The organism is Streptomyces sp. NBC_00466 (genome assembly GCF_041433995.1).
In the GTDB taxonomy this organism is placed as follows: Bacteria; Actinomycetota; Actinomycetes; order Streptomycetales; family Streptomycetaceae; genus Streptomyces.
In genome coordinates this window covers 6,086,689-6,106,467 of the sequence record NZ_CP107896.1, presented here as the reverse complement: position 1 = coordinate 6,106,467, position 19,779 = coordinate 6,086,689, and the positions used below count along the sequence as shown (strand labels likewise).

The window sequence follows — 19,779 nt, the reverse complement described above, 5'->3', positions numbered from 1 at the left end:
TCAGCGGGCGCGGTTGAGGGTCTGCAGGGCGGCCTTGAGGAGCGCGCCGACGTTGGGCTCGGCGGCGGCCTCGGCCTGCGGGGTGACGGCGGCGACGGCCTCCTCCGCGTCACGCGGCGCGTAACCGAGGCCGACCAGCGCGGAGTGCAGCTGCTCGTGCCACGGCGCGGGTCCGGACGCGGTGCGCTGCGCGGCGAGGTGGGCGCCGCCGGTGCCGAGCGGGGCTCCGAGCCGGTCCTTGAGCTCCAGGAGGAGCTTCTGGGCGCCCTTCTTGCCGATGCCCGGTACGGCGGTGAGCGATTTCTCGTCACCGCTGGAGACCGCGAGCCGCAGGGCGTCCGGCGAGTGCACGGCGAGCATGGCCTGGGCGAGCCGGGGGCCGACGCCGCTCGCGGTCTGGAGGAGCTCGAAGGTCTGGCGTTCGTCGTCGTCGGCGAAGCCGTAGAGCGTGAGGGAGTCCTCCCGTACGACGAGGGAGGTGGCGAGCTTGGCCTGCTGGCCGATGCGCAGGGCGGACAGCGTGTTGGGTGCGCACTGGACCGACATGCCGATCCCGCCGACCTCGATGACGGCGGTGGTCGGGGCCAGGGCGGCCACCGGTCCGGAGACGAAGGCGATCATGCGGTACGGCCTTTCAGCGTGCGGTGGGCGGCGACGGCCTGCTGGAGCCTGTTCTGGGCCGGGGCGCGCCAGATGTGGCAGATGGCGAGTGCCAGCGCGTCGGCGGCGTCGGCCGGGCGGGGCGCTGCGTCCAGCCGCAGCAGCCGGGTCACCATCACCCCGACCTGGGCCTTGTCGGCCCTGCCGCTGCCGGAGACGGCGGCCTTGACCTCGCTGGGGGTGTGCAGGGCGACGGGGATGCCGCGGCGGGACGCGCAGAGCATCGCGACCGCGCTGGCCTGTGCGGTGCCCATCACCGTACTGACATTGTGCTGGCTGAACACCCGCTCCACGGCGACGACTTCGGGCCGGTGCTCGTCCAGCCACGCCTCGATGCCGCGCTCGATGGCGACCAGCCGCAGCCCCAGCTCCGCGTCGGCGGGCGTCCGGACGACCCCCACACCGAGCATGGTGAGCGGCCGGCCGGCCACGCCCTCGACGACGCCGACGCCGCAGCGCGTCAGCCCCGGGTCCACGCCGAGTACCCGCACGGTGCCCCCTCCCTCATACCTGATGCCTGTCCGGTGCCTGGTCGAACGGGTGGCACCGTTCGACCATGTGTTCCTGCGTTGTCGCAGGCTATCGGGTGGCACCGACAACACCGAGAACACGGACGGGCCGACGGGGTGTGTCCCCGGCGGCCCGTCCGTACGTACCCGTGGTGCTGAGCACCCGTCAGGCGTCGATCTTCTCCATGACCTCGTCCGAGACGTCGAAGTTGGCGAAGACGTTCTGCACGTCGTCGCTGTCCTCCAGCGCGTCGATCAGCTTGAAGATCTTGCGTGCGCCCTCTTCGTCCAGCTCGACCTGCATGGTCGGCATGAAGTTGGCCTCGGCCGAGTCGTAGTCGATGCCCGCTTCCTGGAGCGCGGTGCGGACCGCGACCATGTCGGTGGCCTCGGAGAGCACCTCGAAGGACTCGCCCAGGTCGTTGACCTCCTCGGCGCCGGCGTCGAGCACCGCGCCCAGGATGTCGTCCTCGGTGAGTTCACTCTTGGGGACGACCACGACGCCCTTGCGGTTGAACAGGTACGACACGGAGCCCGGGTCGGCCATGTTGCCGCCGTTGCGCGTCATCGCCACGCGCACGTCGGACGCGGCACGGTTGCGGTTGTCGGTGAGGCACTCGATGAGCACCGCGACACCGTTCGGCCCGTAGCCCTCGTACATGATCGTCTCGTAGTCGGCGCCACCGGCTTCGAGACCGGCACCACGCTTGACCGCGGAGTCGATGTTCTTGTTCGGCACCGAGCTCTTCTTGGCCTTCTGGATGGCGTCGAAGAGGGTCGGGTTGCCGGACACGTCGGCGCCGCCCGTGCGGGCCGCGACCTCGATGTTCTTGATCATCTTCGCGAAGAGCTTGCCGCGCTTGGCGTCAACCACGGCCTTCTTGTGCTTCGTCGTAGCCCATTTAGAGTGGCCGGACATCTGCCTGTCTCCTTCGCGTAACCATTTCCTGGACGAACGCCAGAGATCCTACCGGGCGCCGGTCACCGGGCGTCGCGCACCATGTCCGCGAAGTACCGGTGCACACGGTGGTCACCGGTCAGCTCCGGGTGGAACGACGTGGCCAGGACGCGGCCCTGGCGCACCGCGACGATATGGCCGCCGTGCTCCGCGAGGACCTGGACCCCGGCGCCCACCGACTCGACCCAGGGAGCCCGGATGAAGACGCCGTCGACGGGGCCGCCGGGTATCCCGGGGATGTCGACGGCCGCCTCGAAGGACTCGTTCTGGCGCCCGAAGGCGTTGCGCCGGACGATCATCTCGATCCCGCCGAAGGTCTCCTGGCCCGACCGGGGGTCGAGGATCTTGTCGGCGAGCATGATCATCCCGGCGCACGTCCCGTACACCGGCAGTCCGGCCGCGATGCGCTCGCGCAGCGGCTCCAGCATCCCGAACAGGGTGGCCAGCTTGGACATCGTGGTGGACTCGCCGCCCGGGATGACCAGGCCGTCGAGCTCGTCCAGCTCCTCGGGACGCCGGACCGGACCTGCCTGGGCGCCGGCGGCACCCAGCGCGGCCAGGTGCTCCCGTACGTCGCCCTGGAGAGCGAGGACGCCGATGACGGGAGTGCCCATCACCAGCCCCGGTTCGCGTAACGCTCGGACTCGGGAAGGGTGTCGCAGTTGATGCCGACCATGGCTTCGCCCAGGTTGCGGGAGGCGTCCGCGATGACCTTCGGGTCGTCGAAGAACGTGGTGGCCCTGACGATGGCGGCGGCGCGCTTGGCCGGGTCGCCGGACTTGAAGATGCCGGAGCCGACGAAGACGCCCTCGGCGCCGAGCTGGCGCATCAGCGCGGCGTCGGCGGGAGTGGCGACACCGCCGGCCGAGAAGAGGACGACGGGCAGCTTGCCGAGCCCGGCAACCTCCTTGACCAGCTCGTACGGGGCGCGCAGGTCCTTGGCCGCCGCGTAGAGCTCGTTGTTGTCGTAGCCGCGCAGCCGGGCGATCTCGTTCTTGATCTGGCGCAGGTGACGGACGGCCTCGACGACGTTGCCGGTGCCGGCCTCGCCCTTGGAGCGGATCATGGCCGCACCCTCGGCGATCCGGCGCAGGGCCTCGCCCAGGTTGGTGGCGCCACAGACGAACGGCGTCGTGAAGGCGAACTTGTCGCTGTGGTTGACCTCGTCGGCCGGGGTCAGCACCTCGGACTCGTCGATGTAGTCGACGCCGAGCGACTGCAGCACCTGGGCCTCGACGAAGTGGCCGATACGCGACTTGGCCATGACCGGGATGGAGACGGCCGCGATGATCTCTTCGATCATGTTCGGGTCGGACATCCGGGCCACTCCGCCGTCCTTGCGGATGTCGGCGGGGACCCGCTCCAGTGCCATGACGGCCACGGCGCCCGCGTCCTCGGCGATCTTCGCCTGCTCGGCGTCGACCACATCCATGATCACGCCGCCCTTGAGCTGCTCGGCCATGCCGCGCTTGACGCGCGCGGTGCCGGTCGCCGGGGTCTCGGCGGGGGAAGTGGTGGGGTGCGTACTGGACACGGGCTACCTCGCTCGGGGAAGAGAGTTCTTGCCCAATGAGCAAACTCCTGTGAACCAGTCCACTGCAAGGGCCAATGAACAGCCGGTGGATCGTTCTGGCAGACGTCCCGGCCTGATCCGAACGAGAGACCCTAAGTACCCGGCCGGTCGGCCAGCGCCACCGGCGGCTCGTCGTCCATCTCGAACGCCAGCGGGAACGGCGCGTGTCCCGCGAGCCGGAACCAGCGGACCTTGCGGTGCGTGCGCAGGGCGCGGGCGGCCCGTACCGCGTCGTTGTGGAAGCGCCTGGCCATCGGGACCCGCCGTACGGCAGCGGCCAGCTCGTCGGCCGCCTCCTCGCCCCCGGGCGCCGACCGTACGGCCCCGACCTGCGCCGTCTCGCCGAAGACCGCCCGCAGCGCCTGGCTGAGCTCGCTCTCGGCCACCTCGCGCTGCTCCTCGTCGGACTGCCGGGCCGCGTGCGCCGCCTCGTACAGGACCATCGAGGCAGCGGGGTCGAGGACTCCGGACGTGGCCAGCTCCTGGGTGACCGAAGCGCGGCGCAGCAGCTGGGCGTCGAGGGCGGCGCGGGCGGCGTCGATCCGCGCGTGCAGCCGGTCGAGTCGGCCGGCGGTCCAGCTCAGGTACAGGCCGACCGCGACGAACGCGAGGACGATCCAGATGATCAGGGATACGGTCACGGGCCGAAAGGCTACCGGTCCGGCACGGCCGCATGCCCGCCACGGCGAACGCAGCGGACCGCCCCCGGACCGCGGTACATGGCCACCTGCAGAACTGATGGCCCGTCAGGCGGCTTTCCCCGGCGCCCTGTCAGTCCCTGGCCAGGCCGAACCGGGCCCGCAGGCTGACCCGTTCGTCGGTGTCGACCGAAGCGGCGCCGTCGGTCACCGTCTCGTACACCGCCAGGATGTCCGCACCGACCGTCGACCAGTCGAAGCGGCGCACATGCGCGCTGCCCCGCCGGCGGAGCCCCTCCCGGCGCTCGCTGTCGCCCAGCAGCCGCACGGCGGACGCGGCCAGCGCGTCCGCGTCCTCGTTGGTGAAGAGCTCGCCCGCCGCACCCTGGTCCAGGACCTGGGCGAACGCGTCGAGGTCGCTCGCGAGCACCGGCGCACCGGCCGACATCGCCTCGACGAGGATGATCCCGAAGCTCTCACCGCCGGTGTTCGGCGCGACGTAGACGTCGACGCTGCGCAGCAGCCGTGCCTTGTCCTCGTCGCTGACCATGCCGAGGAACTCGACCCGCTGCCGCATCTCCTTCGGCAGTGTGGCGACCGCTTCCTTCTCGTCACCGCGCCCCGCGACGAGCAGCCGGGCATCCGGGCACTCCGCGAGGATCTTCGGCAGCGCCCGCATCAGCACGGGCAGCCCCTTGCGCGGCTCGTCGATCCGCCCGATGAACCCGATGGTTCCCCCCTGCCACTCCGGCTTGGGCTCGGCGCGCTCGAAGAATCCGACGTCGACGCCGTTGGGGATGACCACCGCGTCGCCGCCCAGGTGCTCGACCAGGGTCCTGCGCGCGTACTCGCTCACCGCGATCCGGGCCGAGATCTTCTCCAGCGCGGGCTGCAGGATCGGGTACGCGGCGATCATCGCCCGTGAGCGCGGGTTGGACGTGTGGAAGGTCGCCACGATCGGTCCCTGCGCGGCCCAGCAGGTGAGCAGCCCCAGCGACGGCGAGGTGGGCTCATGGATGTGGATCACGTCGAAGGTGCCGTCGTGCAGCCAGCGCCGCACCCGGGCCGCCGACAGGAAGCCGAAGTTGAGCCGGGCGACCGAGCCGTTGTACGGGACGGGGACGGCCCGGCCCGCGGAGACCACGTACGGCGGCAGCGGTGTCTCGTCGTCGGACGGGGCCAGCACCGACACCTGGTGGCCGAGGCCGGTCAGATGCTCGGCGAGGTCCCTGATGTGGAACTGGACCCCGCCCGGGACGTCCCAGGAGTACGGGCAGACGATGCCGATCTTCACGAAGGCTCCTGACGGCGCTCCAGGTCGGCGAGCCAGAGGCGCTGGAGCATGTGCCAGTCCTCCGGGTGCTCGGCGATTCCGGTGGCGAAGGCGTCGGCGAGCGCCTGCGCCATCACCGAGGTCTTCTCGGGGCGCGTACCCGAATCGGGTACGTCCACGGGCGGATGGACACGGCCCCGCATCACCGGCGAACCGTCGTACCAGAGGGTGACGGGCAGCAGCAGCGCTCCGGTCTGCTGGGCGAGCAGCGCGGGCCCCGCGGGAATCCGGGTCGCCTCGCCGAAGAACTGGACCTCGACGCCCGAGGCGGAGAGGTCGCGGTCGGCGACCAGGCAGACCAGACCGCCGTCCCGCAGCCGCCTGGCCAGCGTGCCGAAGGCGGAACCGCCGGTGTGCGGCAGGACCTCCATGCCCAGGCCCTCGCGGTAGGCGACGAACCGGTCGTAGAGGGTCTCGGGCTTGAGCCGCTCGGCGACCGTGGTGAACGGCACCCCCAGCTTCGTGGTGACCCAGGCGCCCGCGAGGTCGTAGTTGCCCATGTGCGGGAGGGCGAGTATGACGCCCTTCCCGGTGGCCAGGCCGTCCGTCAGATGGTGGAGGTCCTCGGGGTCGAAGCCGCCGCGGACCCGGTCGGCGCTCCACGCGGGCAGCCGGAAGGACTCCATCCAGTACCGCATGTACGAGCGCATCCCGGCCCGGGACAGCTCGGCGAGCCGGGCGGGACCGGCGCCGGGCACCACTCTGGCCAGATTGGACTCAAGACGCAGCACGCTCTTGCCGCGCCGCTTCCAGACCGTGTCCGCGATCCGCCTGCCGAGCCCGGTGGCGACCGGTTCGGGCAGCTTCTTCACCGCGCCCCAGCCGAGTCCGTACAGGGCGTCCGTCAACCGCTCCCTCATACCGTCCCGCCGCCGTGCGCGGAGGCTTCGGCGGCTGCCGCGGCGTCGGCCTCGGCGGACTCCCTGCGTACCGTGACCACCCGCTGCACCAGGGTGATCAGGCTGCCCACCGCCACGATCCACAGCGCGATCGGCAGCAGGATCTGGATCCCGGGCACTCCGAACGTGTGCAGCCCGGCGAGCCCGGCGGCGACGAGCGAGATGACCAGCCGCTCGGCCCGCTCGATCAGCCCGTTCACCGCGACCGGAAGCCCGATCGACTCGCCACGGGCCTTGGTGTACGAGACGACCTGGCCGCTCGCGAGGCAGAAGAGGGTGACCGCGCACAGCAGGTTGTTGTCACCGTTGCCCGCGTACCAGAGGGCGAGCCCGGAGAAGATCGCCCCGTCCGCGACCCGGTCGAGGGTCGAGTCGAGGAAGGCCCCCCAGCGGCTCGAAATCCCGGCCTGGCGCGCCATGTTGCCGTCGACGAGGTCGGAGAAGACGAAGAGGGTGATGACGACTGTGCCCCAGAAGAACTCTCCCCTGGGGAAGAAGACCAGCGCACCCGCCATCACCCCGGCCGTACCGGTCAGCGTCACCGCGTCGGGGCTGACCCCGATCCGCAGCAGGAACGAGGCGAACGGCGTGAGGACACGCGTAAAGAATGCACGCGCGTACTTGTTCAGCATGGCCTTCCCGGGGGTTGGTGGGCCGCGCGGCCCCACTGGCTACCCGGCGGGCCCATCGTAGCCAGGACCGCGGACCTCCACCGCCGGGCCCTGTCCCGGCGGTGGCGGAGCGGCTGCCGGGCACACGCCGGGGCCGCACGTATGGACGCGCCGCGGCCCGAGTGGAAAGCTCGAATGACCGCGGGCGTCACCGGTGCCGCCACGCTTCGTGGCCCTGTGTCCGCTCCGTTTCTCACCGTTCTCACCGTGCAACGTCCCTCATCACACGGGAGGCACACTCATGAGCGACAAGGCGAGCACACACCCCGGGGCCGCCGGCAGAGTGACGACGGCCGGCCGGCCCGCTTCCGTACGGAACGTGGTCCTGGTCGGCCACAGCGGATCCGGCAAGACCACGCTGGTCGAGGCCCTGGCGCTGACCGCGGGGGCGGTCACCCGGGCCGGCCGGGTGGAGGACGGCCAGACCGTCTCCGACTATGACGAGATCGAACAGCGCAGGCAGCGGTCGGTACAGCTCTCGCTCGTCCCCGTCGAGTGGGACGGCATCAAGATCAATCTGCTGGACACACCCGGTTACGCCGATTTCGTCGGCGAACTGCGGGCCGGTCTGCGCGCGGCGGACGCGGCCCTCTTCGTCGTGTCGGCCGCCCAGGACGCGGACAGCGTCGACGGCGCGACGCGCACGGTCTGGGAGGAGTGCGCGGCCGTCGGGATGCCGCGGGCCATCGTGGTCACCCACCTGGACACGGCCCGTACCGGCTACGCGGAACTGACCCGGCTGTGCGGCCGGATCTTCGGCGGCGACGACCCCGACGCGGTGCTCCCCCTGTACCTCCCGCTGTACGGACCGCCCGGGCCGGACGGGCACGCCCCGGTGACAGGACTTGCCGGGCTGCTCACCCGGCGGCTGTCCGGTTACGACTCGGGAGAGCGTACGGAGAGCGAGCCCGGCGAGGCCGAGCTGCCGCCGATGGAGGAAGCCCGCAACCGGCTGATCGAGGGGATCATCGCCGAGAGCGAGGACGAGACCCTCATGGACCGCTATCTCGCCGGCGAGGAGATCGACGTCGCGACGGTGATCGCGGATCTGGAGCGGGCGGTCGCCCGCGGTGTCTTCCACCCGGTGCTCGCCGCCGCGCCCGCGGTGTCCGGCGGACGGCAGGGGCTCGGCACCGTCGAACTGCTCGAACTGATCACCCGCGGCTTCCCCGCACCGCCCGAGCGGGAGGCCCCGGCGGTCACCACCCCGGAGGGCGCCCCGCACGCCTCCGCGGACTGCGACCCGTGCGGGCCGCTGCTCGCCGAAGTGATCAAGACGGCGTCCGATCCCTATGTGGGCCGGCTCTCGCTGGTGCGGGTCTTCTCCGGGACCCTGCGGCCCGACGAGACGGTTCATATGGCCGGCCACAGCCAGGCGGGCCACGGCCGCGCCGGCCTGACCGGCCGGGAGGACCGCGACGACCGCGACATGGACGAGCGGGTCGGCGCGCTCTCGGCACCCTTCGGGCGGCGGCAGAGCCCGCTGCACGAGTGCATCGCCGGAGACATCGCCTGCGTATCGGGACTGAGCCGGGCGGAGACCGGTGACACGCTGTCCGGCAAGGACGACCCGCTGGTGATGGAGGCATGGACGCTGCCGGATCCGCTGCTTCCGCTCGCCGTCGCCGCCCATGGCAAGGCGGACGAGGAGAAGCTCTCGACGGGGCTCACCCGGCTGGTCACCGAGGATCCGACCATGCGCCTGGAGCAGAATCCGGACACCCACCAGCTGGTGCTCTGGTGTCTCGGCGAGGCACAGCGGGACGTGGCACTGGAACGGCTGCAGGGCAGGTACGGGGTCCGGGTGGACGCCGAGCCGTACCGGGTGTCGCTGCGCGAGACGTTCGGCGAGCCGGCCGAGGGGCGCGGCAGGCATGTCAAACAGTCGGGCGGCCACGGCCAGTTCGCGATCTGCGCGATCGAGGTGGACCCGCTGCCCTCCGGATCGGGGATCGAGTTCGTCGACCGGGTCGTCGGCGGTTCGGTGCCCCGGCAGTTCATCCCGTCCGTCGAGAAGGGCGTACGCGCGCAGGCGGCCCGGGGTGTCGCGGCCGGGCACCCGCTCGTCGATGTCCGTATCACTCTCCGGGACGGCAAGGCCCACTCCGTGGACTCGTCGGACGCGGCGTTCCAGACTGCGGGCGCGCTGGCCCTGCGGGAGGCGGCGGACCGGGTCCCGATCCATCTGCTCGAACCCGTGGTCTCGGTCCGGGTCCTGGTGCCCGACGACTTCGTGGGCCCGGTGATGAGCGATCTCGCCGGACGGCGCGGCCGGGTGGTGGGCACCGAGCAGACGGTGCCGGGCCGCACCCTGGTCAGGGCCGAGGTCCCGGAGATCGAGATCGGGCGGTACGCCGTCGATCTCCGGTCGCTCTCGCACGGCACCGGGCAGTTCACGCGCTCGTACGTACGCCATGAGCCGATGCCGCAGCACGTGGCCGACCGGGTGCGCGAAGAGGCGCACAGCGGTTCGTAGCGGGCCCTGGCCACCGGCCGCGCGGCTGGGCGGTATCCGGCCGCGCGCCCCCCTGCGCCGGACAGCCTTCCGTTGTCCCGTGACGCGCGGGGAGCACCACGGATACGCTGAGGTCACGGCACGGACGGAAGGTGCAGGGCGGCCCGGATCCGGTGCAGCAGGTGTGCGGGGCACGGTAGTTGGGAACAGCCGCAGCAGCGGTTGGTGCGGCGATGGGGGCAGCGGTGGCGAACGACGGATTCGATTTCATTCCCGGGGCACAGGTTCCGCTCCAGGGTTCAGCGGGTCAGACCGCCGCGACCCACGCCCTCGCGTCGGCGGCCTACCGGGACAGTCCGGTCGAGGACATACTCAAAGCCAACAGCGAGTGGCACAAGACAGAGGTGAAGAAGGGCAAGTTCTCGCTCTTCGAGCCGAATCTGGGCGAATCCTTCTCCCGTGCCGTCCAGGTGCGGATGCTCGGGGGCACCCGGAAGGCGCTCATCCAGTCCTTCGGGACCGAGCCCCAGACGGTGGTCGAACACTGCCTGGCGGCGACCCGCATCCGTAAGCAGCGCGACACCAGGCTGACCGTCGTGATGGCCGTCTTCGGACTCGTGTTCCTCCCCGGGCTGCTGATCTGGCTCGCCGTCTTCCAACTGCGGCGCACCCTCTCCGGATCCCGGAACCGCAGCATGGGAGCCCTGGGCACCGCACTCCTGGTGGCTGTCGGCGGGCTCGTGGTGCTCTTCCTCGTCAAGCTGCCGTTCGGTGGCATCGGGGCGCTGTATCTGCGGCTCATGCTGGTCGCGCCGGTCATCGGCTGGGTGCTGGCCAAGCGGATCTGCGAGAAGACGGCAGTGGATCTGCGGTCCCGCTGGGAGAGTCTGCTGTCCGGCGGCGGCATCGGGCCGAAGATCCCCGAGGCCGTACCGCGCAACCCCACCGAGACCGCGGCCGAGCAACTGCGCCAGTCCCTGGCCAGGCTGACGGCCGAGCAGCAGTCCAACTCGGTGTTCTACGCGGGCCCCAAGGGGATACTCGGCATGGGAACCCGCTGGGGCAGCTGGCAGCTCGCCGAGGAGCTCGTACCCCGTGAGGCGGGCACCGAGATCCACGGCTTCCGCAGCTGGGACGTCATCCGGGCCATCCACGACCGGCTGCGGATGCTGGAGCGGGGCCCGCTGCACACCGGCGGCTTCCCCACCCCGTCCGTGAAGCACTGGATCGTGGCACCCGTCGGTGAGAACGCGGGCGAGGTCAGCCGGCCCGACGGGGAGGACGTGGAGGCCTTCCAGATCAAGGGCCACGAGATACAGCGGATCTGCAACGAGCAGCAGTTCGGCAGCGGCAACCGCCACTATCTGGGCGTGCAGTTCACACTCTGGGACGGACAGCTGGTGATCACCATGATGATCACCGTGACCGTGCTCCACGAGACGCTGCGGATCGAGGTCACCGGCCATGCGCTCGGCCCGGTGCACTCGCTCTTCACCACCAAGCCGGCGGCCAAGACCAAGCAGGTCAACAAGGCGGTCAAGTTCTGGGAGACGCGGGAGGTGAACCTGCCGCTGGTGGAGACCCCCGAGGTGGTGCGGCTGGCAGCGCGGGCCCCGCTCACCTGGTTCCCGCCCGTCCTCGACTTCTGCGGCGGAAAGATCACGCTGCCCGAGCCGTTCGGGATGCGGCACGCCTGGGCGGACAAGCCCTGGCGGCACCGCTTCATGGCGGACGACGCGATGCGGGCGGCCACTCCGGTGCTGCGCGCCGTGCACACGGCGGCGATGCGGGTGCTCGACGAGCACGGCGTGAACACCGACTCCTTCACCAACCGCTCGATGGTCCTCAGCGGACTGGTGCAGGACCCGACACCGCGCAAGGCCGACGTCTACGACGCCTGAACACGGCGCACGCGAACGACAGGGCCCCGGGCACCAGCCGGGGTCCTGTCGTTCGCATGCGCACGGGCTATGCCCTCGTACCCGCGCGGCGCCGGCCGGCGCTCAGGCCGGCCAGGCCCCGGCCAGCATCGCGCGGGTGTCGGCCAGCAGCTGCGGCAGCACCTTGGTGTGCCCGACGACCGGCATGAAGTTGGTGTCACCGCCCCAGCGCGGCACCACGTGCTGGTGCAGATGCGCGGCGATGCCCGCCCCCGCCGACGCCCCCTGGTTCATGCCGATGTTGAAGCCGTGCGCACCGGAAGCCGTCCGCAGTGCCGTCATCGCCCGCTTGGTCAGCTCGGCCAGCTCGGCGGTCTCGGCCGCGTCCAGCTCCGTGTAGTCGGCGACATGGCGGAACGGCACGACCATGAGGTGTCCGCCGTTGTACGGGTAGAGGTTGAGCACCGCGTACACATGCCGGCCGCGCGCCACGACAAGGCCGTCCTCGTCGGACTTCGACGGGATCGAGCAGAACGGACAGTCGTCCTCCGAGCCCGGTCCGCTCGGCTTGTTCTCCCCCTGGATGTACGCCATCCGGTGGGGGGTCCACAGGCGCTGGAACGCGTCCTGCGTCCCCACTCCGATCTGCTGCTCCGGCTCACTCGTCATGCTGTGCAGCATATGACTTCCCCCGTTCGCGACGTGTCGCCGGGGCGCGGGCGGTGCCCGTCGCGGCGATGCTGGGCCGATGGACGCCCTGAACCCCGACGAGCGGCTGCGCCGCTGGGAGGAGCGCACGGAGGTGCCGCTCTTCGCGGCCGCGCTGATTTTCCTCGCCTGCTACGCGGTCCATGTACTGGCGCAGGGCCCCGATCCCCTGCTGCGGGACGTCGCGCTCGCACTGTCCCTCGCGGTCTGGCTGGTCTTCATCCTGGACTACGCGGTGCGGCTCGTCCTGAGCGGCCAGGGGATGCGCTTCCCGCGTACGCACCGGATGGACACCGTCGTGGTGGTCCTGCCGCTGCTGCGGCTGCTGCGCATGGTGCAGCTCTACAACGTCGTACAGCAGAAGAGGGCGCAGCCCCGGCTGGGTCTGCACGGCCGGGTGATCGCGTATGCGGGGGTCTCGGCCCTGCTGCTCGCGTTCGCCGGGTCGCTCGCCGTCTACAGCGCCGAGCGCGCCGCGCCCCGCGCCACGATCCGGACCTTCGGGGACGCCCTGTGGTGGGCCGCAGCCACGCTGTCGACGGTCGGCTACGGCGACGTGGTCCCCGTGACGCTGCTCGGGCGGCTGATCGCGGTGGCCATGATGGCGTGCGGCATCGCCCTGCTGGGCGCCGTGACGGGCTCCTTCTCGTCCTGGCTGCTGCAGACCTTCCGGCGGGACAGCGACGAGAAGCCCCCGGAGAGCTGACTCTCCGGGGGCCTCAACAGCCGGGTGGATCAGACCTGTACGCGGTCCGCGACGGCCTGCGCGATCTTGGCGATGGCGTCGTCCACCGGGATGCCGTTCTCCTGCGATCCGTCGCGGTACCGGAAGGAGACGGCGCCGTTGGCCATGTCCTCGTCGCCCGCGATGATCATGAAGGGCACCTTGGCGCGCTGCTGGTTGCGGATCTTCTTCTGCATCCGGTCCGACGACGCGTCCACCTCGACCCGCAGCCCCTGCTTGCGTGCCGTGGCGGCGAACTCCTGGAGGTACGGGATGTGCGCGTCGCCGATCGGGATACCGACCGCCTGGACGGGCGCCAGCCAGACCGGGAACGCACCCGCGTAGTGCTCCAGGAGCACCGCGAAGAAGCGCTCGATGGAACCGAACAGGGCGCGGTGGATCATGACCGGGCGCTGCTTGGTGCCGTCGGGTCCCGTGTACTCCAGGTCGAAGCGCTCCGGCAGGTTGAAGTCGAGCTGGACGGTCGACATCTGCCAGGTGCGCCCGATGGCGTCCTTGCACTGGACGGAGATCTTCGGCCCGTAGAACGCGGCGCCGCCCGGGTCCGGGACCAGCGGCAGGCCCTGCTTCTCGGCAACCTGGCGGAGCGTCTCGGTGGCCTCTTCCCAGGCATCGTCCGAGCCGACGAACTTCTCCGGGTCCTTGGTGGACAGCTCCAGGTAGAAGTCGGTCAGACCGTAGTCGCGCAGCAGGTTCAGGACGAAGGTGAGCGTCGTGTCCAGCTCGTCCGCCATCTGCTCCTTGGTGCAGTAGATGTGCGCGTCGTCCTGGGTGAAGCCGCGCGAGCGGGTCAGACCGTGCACGACACCCGACTTCTCGTACCGGTACACCGTGCCGAACTCGAAGAGGCGCAGCGGCAGTTCACGGTAGGAGCGGCCGCGCGCATCGAAGATCAGGTTGTGCATCGGGCAGTTCATCGGCTTGAGGTAGTAGTCCACCCCGTCGTCGAGCTGCATGGGCGGGTACATGCCGTCCGCATACCAGTCCAGGTGGCCGGACTTCTCGAAGAGCTTGCCCTTGGTGGCGTGCGGCGAGTAGACGAACTCGTAGCCCTCCTCCTCGTGCCGCTTGCGCGAGTAGTCCTCCATGGCGCGCCGGATGATGCCGCCCTTGGGGTGGAAGACCGCGAGGCCGGGGCCGATCTCGTCCGGGAACGAGAAGAGGTCCAGCTCGTTGCCGAGCTTGCGGTGGTCGCGCTTGGCGGCCTCCTCCAGGAACTCCAGGTGCGCCTTGAGCTCGTCCTTGGTGGGCCAGGCGGTGCCGTAGATGCGCTGCAGCATCGGGTTCTTCTCGCTGCCGCGCCAGTACGCGGCGGCGTTCCGCATCAGCTTGAAGGCGGGGATGAACCGGGTGGTGGGCAGGTGCGGACCGCGGCAGAGGTCCTTCCAGCAGAGCTCGCCGGTCTTCGGGTCGAGGTTGTCGTAGATGGTCAGCTCGCCGCCGCCCACCTCCACGTCCGCCCCGTCGTCCGCCGAAGCGGAGCCCTTGATCCCGATGAGCTCCAGCTTGTACGGCTCGGATGCCAGCTCGGCGCGGGCGTCCTCGTCGGTCACCACACGCCGCGAGAAGCGCTGCCCGCGCTTCTGGATCTCCTGCATCTTCTTCTCGATGGCCTTGAGATCCTCGGGGGTGAACGGCCGCTCGACGTCGAAGTCGTAGTAGAAGCCGTCCTTGACCGGCGGGCCGATGCCGAGCTTCGAGTCGGGGAAGAGCTCCTGCACGGCCTGTGCCATCACATGCGCGGTGGAGTGGCGCAGGATGTCGAGGCCGTCGTCGGAGGAGATCAGGACGGGCTCGACCTCGTCGCCGTCGGCCAGTGCGTAGGCCAGGTCCTTCAGCTCACCGGCCACCCGGGCCGCGACGACGGTGCGCTCGCCGGGGAAGAGCTCGGCTGCCGTAGTGCCCGTCGTCACCACGCGCTCTTCCCGCTCGGAATCGCGATGGATGACCACACGGACGTCTGACACCGGTCTCTCCTGACTCAGGGGGTGCGCCGACGGATCCCGGCGCGCCTGAATCGTACCGAGCCCGGGGCATGGTTTGCGAAACGGTTAGGGCCTCTCGTTTGGATCATGCCGGGCTCGCGGGGTCTGGCACGCGCATCTGCGGCGTTGTCGTCAATCACCATGGCTCCTTCCCCAAGTTCTCGGCTTCGCTCGAACAGGGGAGGCCCCAATCGCCTCAATCCTCCGCCTTGCAGCTGCGCTCGGCATCCAAAGGGCAATCAAAGAGCCGAGACGAAGTGAGCGAAGCGAACGCAGTGCACCAGACCCGCTCCCTGACCCGGCCTGATCCAAACGAAAGCCCCTAAGCGTCCCCCCTCCCGGTCCCCTCCGCACCGGGTGTCCGCTCCCCCGCGCAGGCCTCCTCGAAGAAGTCGAGGTTCTCCTGGAGCGCCTTCATCAGCCGGTCCCGCTCCGCCTCGTCCACCTGGACGGGGACCACGCCTTCGGCGCCGGTCAGCCGGCGGAAGCCGCTGCGGCTCTCCAGCCTGCCCTGCACCCTGACCGGCAGCCCGACCAGATGCGCGTGGCCCGCGATCCGGTACGCCTCCTCGTCGAGCACCATCCGGACGTACGGGACCTCGGCGCCGGCCAGCACCCGCAGCCGCACCGTGCCGGGGCCGCCCGGCGCCGAGCGGCGCATCCGTACGACCGCGCCCGTGACGCGGACCGGCAGGGAGGGCTCCGAGCGCAGATAGCGTGCGCCGGCCGCCCGCAGCGCGGGAAGGTCGCCCGGCGAGAACCCGACCGGTTCCGGCCTGGCCGCGCACCCCTCGGGCACCCCGGCCGCGGGCGCCCAGGCCAGCGCGACCGACACCCCTTCGGTGCCCCGTACGAGCGCGACAACCGCCTCGGTCAGCTCGCGGCTCACCCCGGCGCGGACGGCGGCGTCGAACGCGTCCATCCCGCCGGTCGCCCGCTGGTAGTCCACCGCCTCCCTGGCGGCGTGGAGCGCGTGGTGCAGCCGGACCACGGCGGGCCGGCCAGGCTCCACGGGGACGAAGGCGGTGAGCCCGCGCCCGTCCGGTGCCGGCCCGGCCAGCACGCCGTCCAGCGCGGCACCGGCCTGCCTGCGGTGGCGGGCGCCGTGATACCCGGCGCTGCGGGCCGCCGCCAGCGCGCCCGCGGTGAGCATCTGGCGTGCGGCCGACCGCAGTTGCTCCTGGACGGTCCAGGGGGCCACCCCGGAGAGGTCGTCGGCGGTCTCCCGTGACCAGCGGATCTCGTCGCTCGGCACGGCCAGCGCGACCAGCACCTCACGGGCCGACGGCGCGGCGCAGCGGGTGAGCGCGGTGAGCGCCTCGGCCAGCAGGTCGTCGCTGTCGGGGAAGGAGCGGCTCTCGGGGACGAGGACGCTCGTACCCCGGCCGACGGGGCCCGGGGGCGTCCAGCGGGCATAGCGGCCGGCGGCTCCGCCGCGGCGGAGCCAGCCGTGCCGGCCGAGCAGCGCGCCGAGTACCGCGGGGTCGACCCGCGCGGGGTCGGGGCCCTCGCCGCCGTCCCGGACCCCCGGTCCTTCGACCGGGTGGGGACGTACGGGTTCGTCGAGCGGGCGGTGCTGCATCAAGGTCTCCCTCCGGCCCCGACACGGGTCATGATCTCGCAGAGTGCTCGGTCGTCGAATATCCGCGAGGTCGGGATCCGCACGGTGGTCCTGTGCCGGCCCGTCACCGGGTGGCCTGCCAGGTTGGTCCAGTAACAGCAGTGCCGCAGATCGAGCCGGTCGTGACCGGCCCGCAGCCAGTCGTCCCGGGTCCGCGGCACCAGCATCACGACGAGGATCTTGTGCACCGAGACCGGTGTACGGGCGAGCTTCACGAGATGGGCGTTGTCGAGCGTGAAGGAGAAGGCCGCGCCTGGCGGGTCCGGGGCGATCTGGTAGGTGCATTTCAGCTGCACCTTGATCGTCACTTCGTCGTCCACGGTGTGGTCCGGAGCTCCGTGGCTCACATGCCAGTCGATCCCGTTGTCCGGGAAGGGCTGGGACAGCGAACATCCCGAAGCGGCCGCGACCGCGTGCAGATATCCCACCTGAAAGGTCTCCATACAGGCGGTGGTGGCGAGCGAACCGCGCAGCAGCGCGAGCCGCTCGGGCACCAGGGGGCCCCGTTCGGGCTGCGTGAGCGCCATGGCTGTGGTGTGCCTTCCGGACTGTGCCGATACCGGGCCGGTCCATTTCCGGCGACGGGCCGTCAATGTCCTCGCCCGTCACCTGTGTTGTCTCCGGTCGGCGTATGTCGCAAACAGCCGGGTATCACCGAATCGGGCGGATGTCGCACGCCATCTGCCAAGTGAGTGCGAGGAGTTGGGACATGCCGTGCTGGTTCGAAGGACCCCTGGCAGCTTTTGACACCGAGACGACGGGCGTGGACGTCGAGGACGACCGCATCGTGTCCGCCGCACTGGTCGTGCAGGACGCCGCGGGAGGGCGGCCGCGCACCACCCGCTGGCTGGTGAATCCGGGCATCCCGGTGCCCGCGGGCGCCACCGAGATCCATGGTCTGACCGATCTCCATCTGCAGCGCAACGGCCGCTGGCCGTCGCCCGTGGTGGCGGAGATAGCCAGGGCGCTGGCCGAGCAGTGCGCGGCGGGCCGGCCGCTGGTGGTCATGAACGCACCCTTCGATCTGACCCTGCTCGACCGGGAGTTGAAGCGCCACCGCGCCTCGTCGCTCGGCCAGTACCTCGGGGAGTCGCCGCTGCGGGTGCTGGACCCGCGCGTCCTGGACAAACACCTGGACCGGTACCGCAAGGGCCACCGCACCCTGACGGATCTCTGCGAGCAGTACGAGGTTCGGCTGGACGGCGCCCATGACGCGGCCGCGGACGCACTGGCCTCACTGGAGCTCGTACGGGCGATAGGGCGCCGGTTCGCGGGACGGCTCGAGCGCCTGACGCCCGGTGAGCTGCACACGCTGCAGACGACCTGGCATGCGGCGCAGGCGCGCGGACTGCAGGCATGGTTCGCCCGGCAGGGCACACCGGAGGCCGTGGATCCGTCGTGGCCGCTGCGGCCCGAACTGTCCGCCGTGGCCTGACCGTCGGCACAGAAGACAACCGGCACACGGCATGTGCGGCAAACAGAAAGGCCGGTCCGCGGTGACGGACCGGCCTGACCCGGTGGGCGATACTGGGTTCGAACCAGTGACCTCTTCGGTGTGAACGAAGCGCTCTCCCACTGAGCTAATCGCCCGGGAACGGACTGAACCATACAGGGCCCGCCGGTCCTGGTTCAAACTCTTACGGCGGGTACGGCCACCGCCCCGGAGCAGCACCCCGCACGGGCTCGGCGCGGCACCGGCCGCCGTGGACCGCGGAGGATCACGATTCGTCCCCGTCCGGGGATGAATCGTTTTAAGGAAGACAGCCGGGAAGGGCGCCAAGGGAAAGGATCAGCCGTCGACGGCTTGGCGTCACCGGGGAACGCCGATGGCCCGGAGGCTGGAAAAGCCTCCGGGCCATCGGAACCGGACGGTGGGCGATACTGGGTTCGAACCAGTGACCTCTTCGGTGTGAACGAAGCGCTCTCCCACTGAGCTAATCGCCCAGGCGCAGGGAAAACATTACCGCATGGCCCGGGCCGTTCCGGACCACCCCGGAACCACTCGTGGATCTTCGGTCACTCGCGGATCTTCCACGGCATCACGGCCCCGTACTGCCCGACGTAGATCGCGAGCAGTACGGCGACGATCACCAGACCGGCCGTGAGCAGGATCAGGTTCCGGCGCCGGACCCGGGGGTCGAGCGCCTTGCGCGCCGCCCCGGCCACCTTCCGCCTGGTCCAGCGGAGCACCAGCTGCGCCCAGACGAACTCGGTCGCCCAGACCGCCATGCCCCCGAAGATCACCAGCCAGCCGGGACCCGGCAGCGGCAGCATGACGACACCCGCGGCCACCACGGCGAGGCCCACCAGGAAGACGCCCGCCTGCCAGCCCAGACGCAGCGCCCTGGACTTCCCGACGAAGGCGGGGGCCCGGGACCCGCGCACGCGCTCCGAGGGCGCCCCTGCGCCGCTCACGCCCGTTCCGTCTCCCGCGGAGTCCGCCGCGGCGACTCCACCCCGCCCGTCACTCTCCGCATTCATGCACTCCAACCTACGGGACCGGCCGGCGCCGGAGCCGTCGCGCGGGGCGTCACCCATTTGCCGTAACCGTACAAACCCACACTCCGCCGTACAGGCGACCTTAAGAGCCACAAATCGGTCAGAGGGGTTTACAACGGCACCGTAGGTGGCATGTCGATTTCGCCGACGTGCGAATCCCCGAGCGCACACTGAGCGAAAGGCCCTGGCGCTTATGAACACCACGGTCAGCTGCGAGCTGCACCTGCGCCTCGTTGTGTCGAGCGAGTCATCACTGCCTGTACCCGCGGGCCTGCGGTATGACACGGCCGATCCTTATGCCGTGCATGCCACCTTCCACACCGGAGCCGAGGAGACCGTGGAGTGGGTATTCGCCCGCGATCTCCTCGCAGAGGGTCTGCACAGGCCCACCGGCACCGGCGACGTCCGAGTCTGGCCGTCGCGCAGTCACGGCCAGGGCGTGGTCTGTATCGCCCTGAGCTCCCCGGAAGGAGAAGCGCTGCTCGAAGCCCCTGCGAGGGCTCTGGAGTCGTTCCTCAAGCGGACCGACGCCGCCGTGCCACCCGGTACGGAACACCGTCACTTCGACCTCGACACCGAGCTCTCGCACATTCTGGCCGAAAGCTGAGCCAGGCCGCGAGAGGCCCGGCGCCGTCCGACTCGGGG

Annotated in this window: 19 protein-coding genes and 2 tRNA genes; 5 read left to right on the top strand and 16 right to left on the bottom strand. The window is 70.7% G+C overall.

Annotated elements, in window-relative coordinates:
• The 9 genes from ruvA to pgsA form a co-directional block, all read right to left on the bottom strand.
• A complete protein-coding gene (ruvA, locus tag OG210_RS27520; RefSeq protein ID WP_328324727.1) occupies positions 1 to 621 on the bottom strand; it encodes a Holliday junction branch migration protein RuvA in 621 nt (206 codons plus the stop codon).
• Positions 618 to 1,151 carry a crossover junction endodeoxyribonuclease RuvC gene (ruvC, locus tag OG210_RS27515; RefSeq protein WP_328324729.1) on the bottom strand — a complete coding sequence of 178 codons (534 nt, stop codon included), beginning with the start codon at positions 1,149 to 1,151 and terminating at the stop codon, positions 618 to 620. The genes ruvA and ruvC overlap by 4 nt, the downstream gene beginning before the upstream one ends.
• Positions 1,152 to 1,335: 184 nt before the next feature.
• Entirely contained in the window at positions 1,336 to 2,088 is a 753-nt protein-coding gene (locus OG210_RS27510) for a YebC/PmpR family DNA-binding transcriptional regulator (RefSeq protein ID WP_328324731.1), read from the bottom strand.
• Positions 2,089 to 2,150: 62 nt separating this feature from the next.
• Positions 2,151 to 2,741 (bottom strand): pyridoxal 5'-phosphate synthase glutaminase subunit PdxT, encoded by a 591-nt coding sequence (gene pdxT / locus OG210_RS27505; RefSeq protein ID WP_328324733.1) that lies wholly within the window; start codon positions 2,739 to 2,741, stop codon positions 2,151 to 2,153.
• On the bottom strand, positions 2,741 to 3,661 hold the full coding sequence (pdxS, locus tag OG210_RS27500; RefSeq protein WP_328324735.1) for a pyridoxal 5'-phosphate synthase lyase subunit PdxS: 921 nt from the start codon (positions 3,659 to 3,661) through the stop codon (positions 2,741 to 2,743). The genes pdxT and pdxS overlap by 1 nt, the downstream gene beginning before the upstream one ends.
• A gap of 131 nt (positions 3,662 to 3,792) precedes the next feature.
• The gene (locus OG210_RS27495; RefSeq protein ID WP_328324737.1) at positions 3,793 to 4,341 is read right to left on the bottom strand and encodes a hypothetical protein; all 549 of its coding nucleotides are present in this window, start codon (positions 4,339 to 4,341) and stop codon (positions 3,793 to 3,795) included.
• A gap of 130 nt (positions 4,342 to 4,471) precedes the next feature.
• Positions 4,472 to 5,632, bottom strand: a complete 1,161-nt coding sequence (locus OG210_RS27490) for a glycosyltransferase family 4 protein (RefSeq protein ID WP_328324739.1) — start codon at positions 5,630 to 5,632, stop codon at positions 4,472 to 4,474.
• Entirely contained in the window at positions 5,629 to 6,531 is a 903-nt protein-coding gene (locus OG210_RS27485; protein WP_328324741.1) for a phosphatidylinositol mannoside acyltransferase, read from the bottom strand. The genes OG210_RS27490 and OG210_RS27485 overlap by 4 nt, the downstream gene beginning before the upstream one ends.
• Positions 6,528 to 7,202: a phosphatidylinositol phosphate synthase gene (gene pgsA / locus OG210_RS27480; protein ID WP_328324743.1), complete on the bottom strand. Its 675-nt coding sequence runs from the start codon at positions 7,200 to 7,202 to the stop codon at positions 6,528 to 6,530. Before pgsA ends, OG210_RS27485 begins: the two co-directional genes overlap by 4 nt.
• Positions 7,203 to 7,482: 280 nt before the next feature.
• Between pgsA and OG210_RS27475 the strand changes: the two genes are divergently transcribed.
• Positions 7,483 to 9,717, top strand: coding sequence for an elongation factor G-like protein EF-G2 (locus OG210_RS27475; RefSeq protein ID WP_371539137.1), 2,235 nt, complete (start codon positions 7,483 to 7,485; stop codon positions 9,715 to 9,717).
• Between the two features lie 224 nt (positions 9,718 to 9,941).
• Entirely contained in the window at positions 9,942 to 11,597 is a 1,656-nt protein-coding gene (locus tag OG210_RS27470; RefSeq protein ID WP_328324747.1) for a hypothetical protein, read from the top strand.
• Between the two features lie 102 nt (positions 11,598 to 11,699).
• On the opposite strand, the gene OG210_RS27465 is transcribed toward OG210_RS27470, so the two are convergent.
• Positions 11,700 to 12,257 (bottom strand): HIT domain-containing protein, encoded by a 558-nt coding sequence (locus OG210_RS27465; RefSeq protein WP_328324749.1) that lies wholly within the window; start codon positions 12,255 to 12,257, stop codon positions 11,700 to 11,702.
• A 67-nt stretch (positions 12,258 to 12,324) separates the two neighbouring features.
• Here OG210_RS27465 and OG210_RS27460 point away from each other — a divergent pair, with 67 nt between their 5' ends.
• Positions 12,325 to 12,990, top strand: coding sequence for a potassium channel family protein (locus tag OG210_RS27460; protein WP_328324751.1), 666 nt, complete (start codon positions 12,325 to 12,327; stop codon positions 12,988 to 12,990).
• Positions 12,991 to 13,019: 29 nt separating this feature from the next.
• Here OG210_RS27460 and thrS read toward each other — a convergent pair whose 3' ends face one another.
• The 3 genes from thrS to OG210_RS27445 all read right to left on the bottom strand — a co-directional run bounded on the left by thrS (position 13,020) and on the right by OG210_RS27445 (position 17,162).
• Positions 13,020 to 14,996, bottom strand: coding sequence for a threonine--tRNA ligase (thrS, locus tag OG210_RS27455; RefSeq protein ID WP_328324753.1), 1,977 nt, complete (start codon positions 14,994 to 14,996; stop codon positions 13,020 to 13,022).
• A 340-nt stretch (positions 14,997 to 15,336) separates the two neighbouring features.
• Positions 15,337 to 16,596: a hypothetical protein gene (locus OG210_RS27450; RefSeq protein ID WP_328324755.1), complete on the bottom strand. Its 1,260-nt coding sequence runs from the start codon at positions 16,594 to 16,596 to the stop codon at positions 15,337 to 15,339.
• Positions 16,596 to 17,162 carry a DUF4365 domain-containing protein gene (locus tag OG210_RS27445; protein ID WP_327298636.1) on the bottom strand — a complete coding sequence of 189 codons (567 nt, stop codon included), beginning with the start codon at positions 17,160 to 17,162 and terminating at the stop codon, positions 16,596 to 16,598. The genes OG210_RS27450 and OG210_RS27445 overlap by 1 nt, the downstream gene beginning before the upstream one ends.
• Positions 17,163 to 17,344: 182 nt before the next feature.
• Here OG210_RS27445 and OG210_RS27440 point away from each other — a divergent pair, with 182 nt between their 5' ends.
• Positions 17,345 to 18,070, top strand: coding sequence for a 3'-5' exonuclease (locus tag OG210_RS27440; RefSeq protein WP_328324757.1), 726 nt, complete (start codon positions 17,345 to 17,347; stop codon positions 18,068 to 18,070).
• An 83-nt stretch (positions 18,071 to 18,153) separates the two neighbouring features.
• Here OG210_RS27440 and OG210_RS27435 read toward each other — a convergent pair.
• The 3 genes from OG210_RS27435 to OG210_RS27425 all read right to left on the bottom strand — a co-directional run bounded on the left by OG210_RS27435 (position 18,154) and on the right by OG210_RS27425 (position 19,116).
• Positions 18,154 to 18,225 (bottom strand) — tRNA-Val (locus tag OG210_RS27435).
• 282 nt (positions 18,226 to 18,507) lie between these two features.
• Positions 18,508 to 18,579: transfer RNA gene (locus OG210_RS27430), tRNA-Val, on the bottom strand.
• Between the two features lie 72 nt (positions 18,580 to 18,651).
• Positions 18,652 to 19,116, bottom strand: a complete 465-nt coding sequence (locus OG210_RS27425; protein WP_328324759.1) for a TIGR02611 family protein — start codon at positions 19,114 to 19,116, stop codon at positions 18,652 to 18,654.
• 211 nt (positions 19,117 to 19,327) lie between these two features.
• On the opposite strand from OG210_RS27425, the gene OG210_RS27420 reads away from it, so the two are divergent.
• Positions 19,328 to 19,741 (top strand): SsgA family sporulation/cell division regulator, encoded by a 414-nt coding sequence (locus OG210_RS27420; RefSeq protein WP_003959770.1) that lies wholly within the window; start codon positions 19,328 to 19,330, stop codon positions 19,739 to 19,741.
• Positions 19,742 to 19,779: the final 38 nt, after the last annotated feature.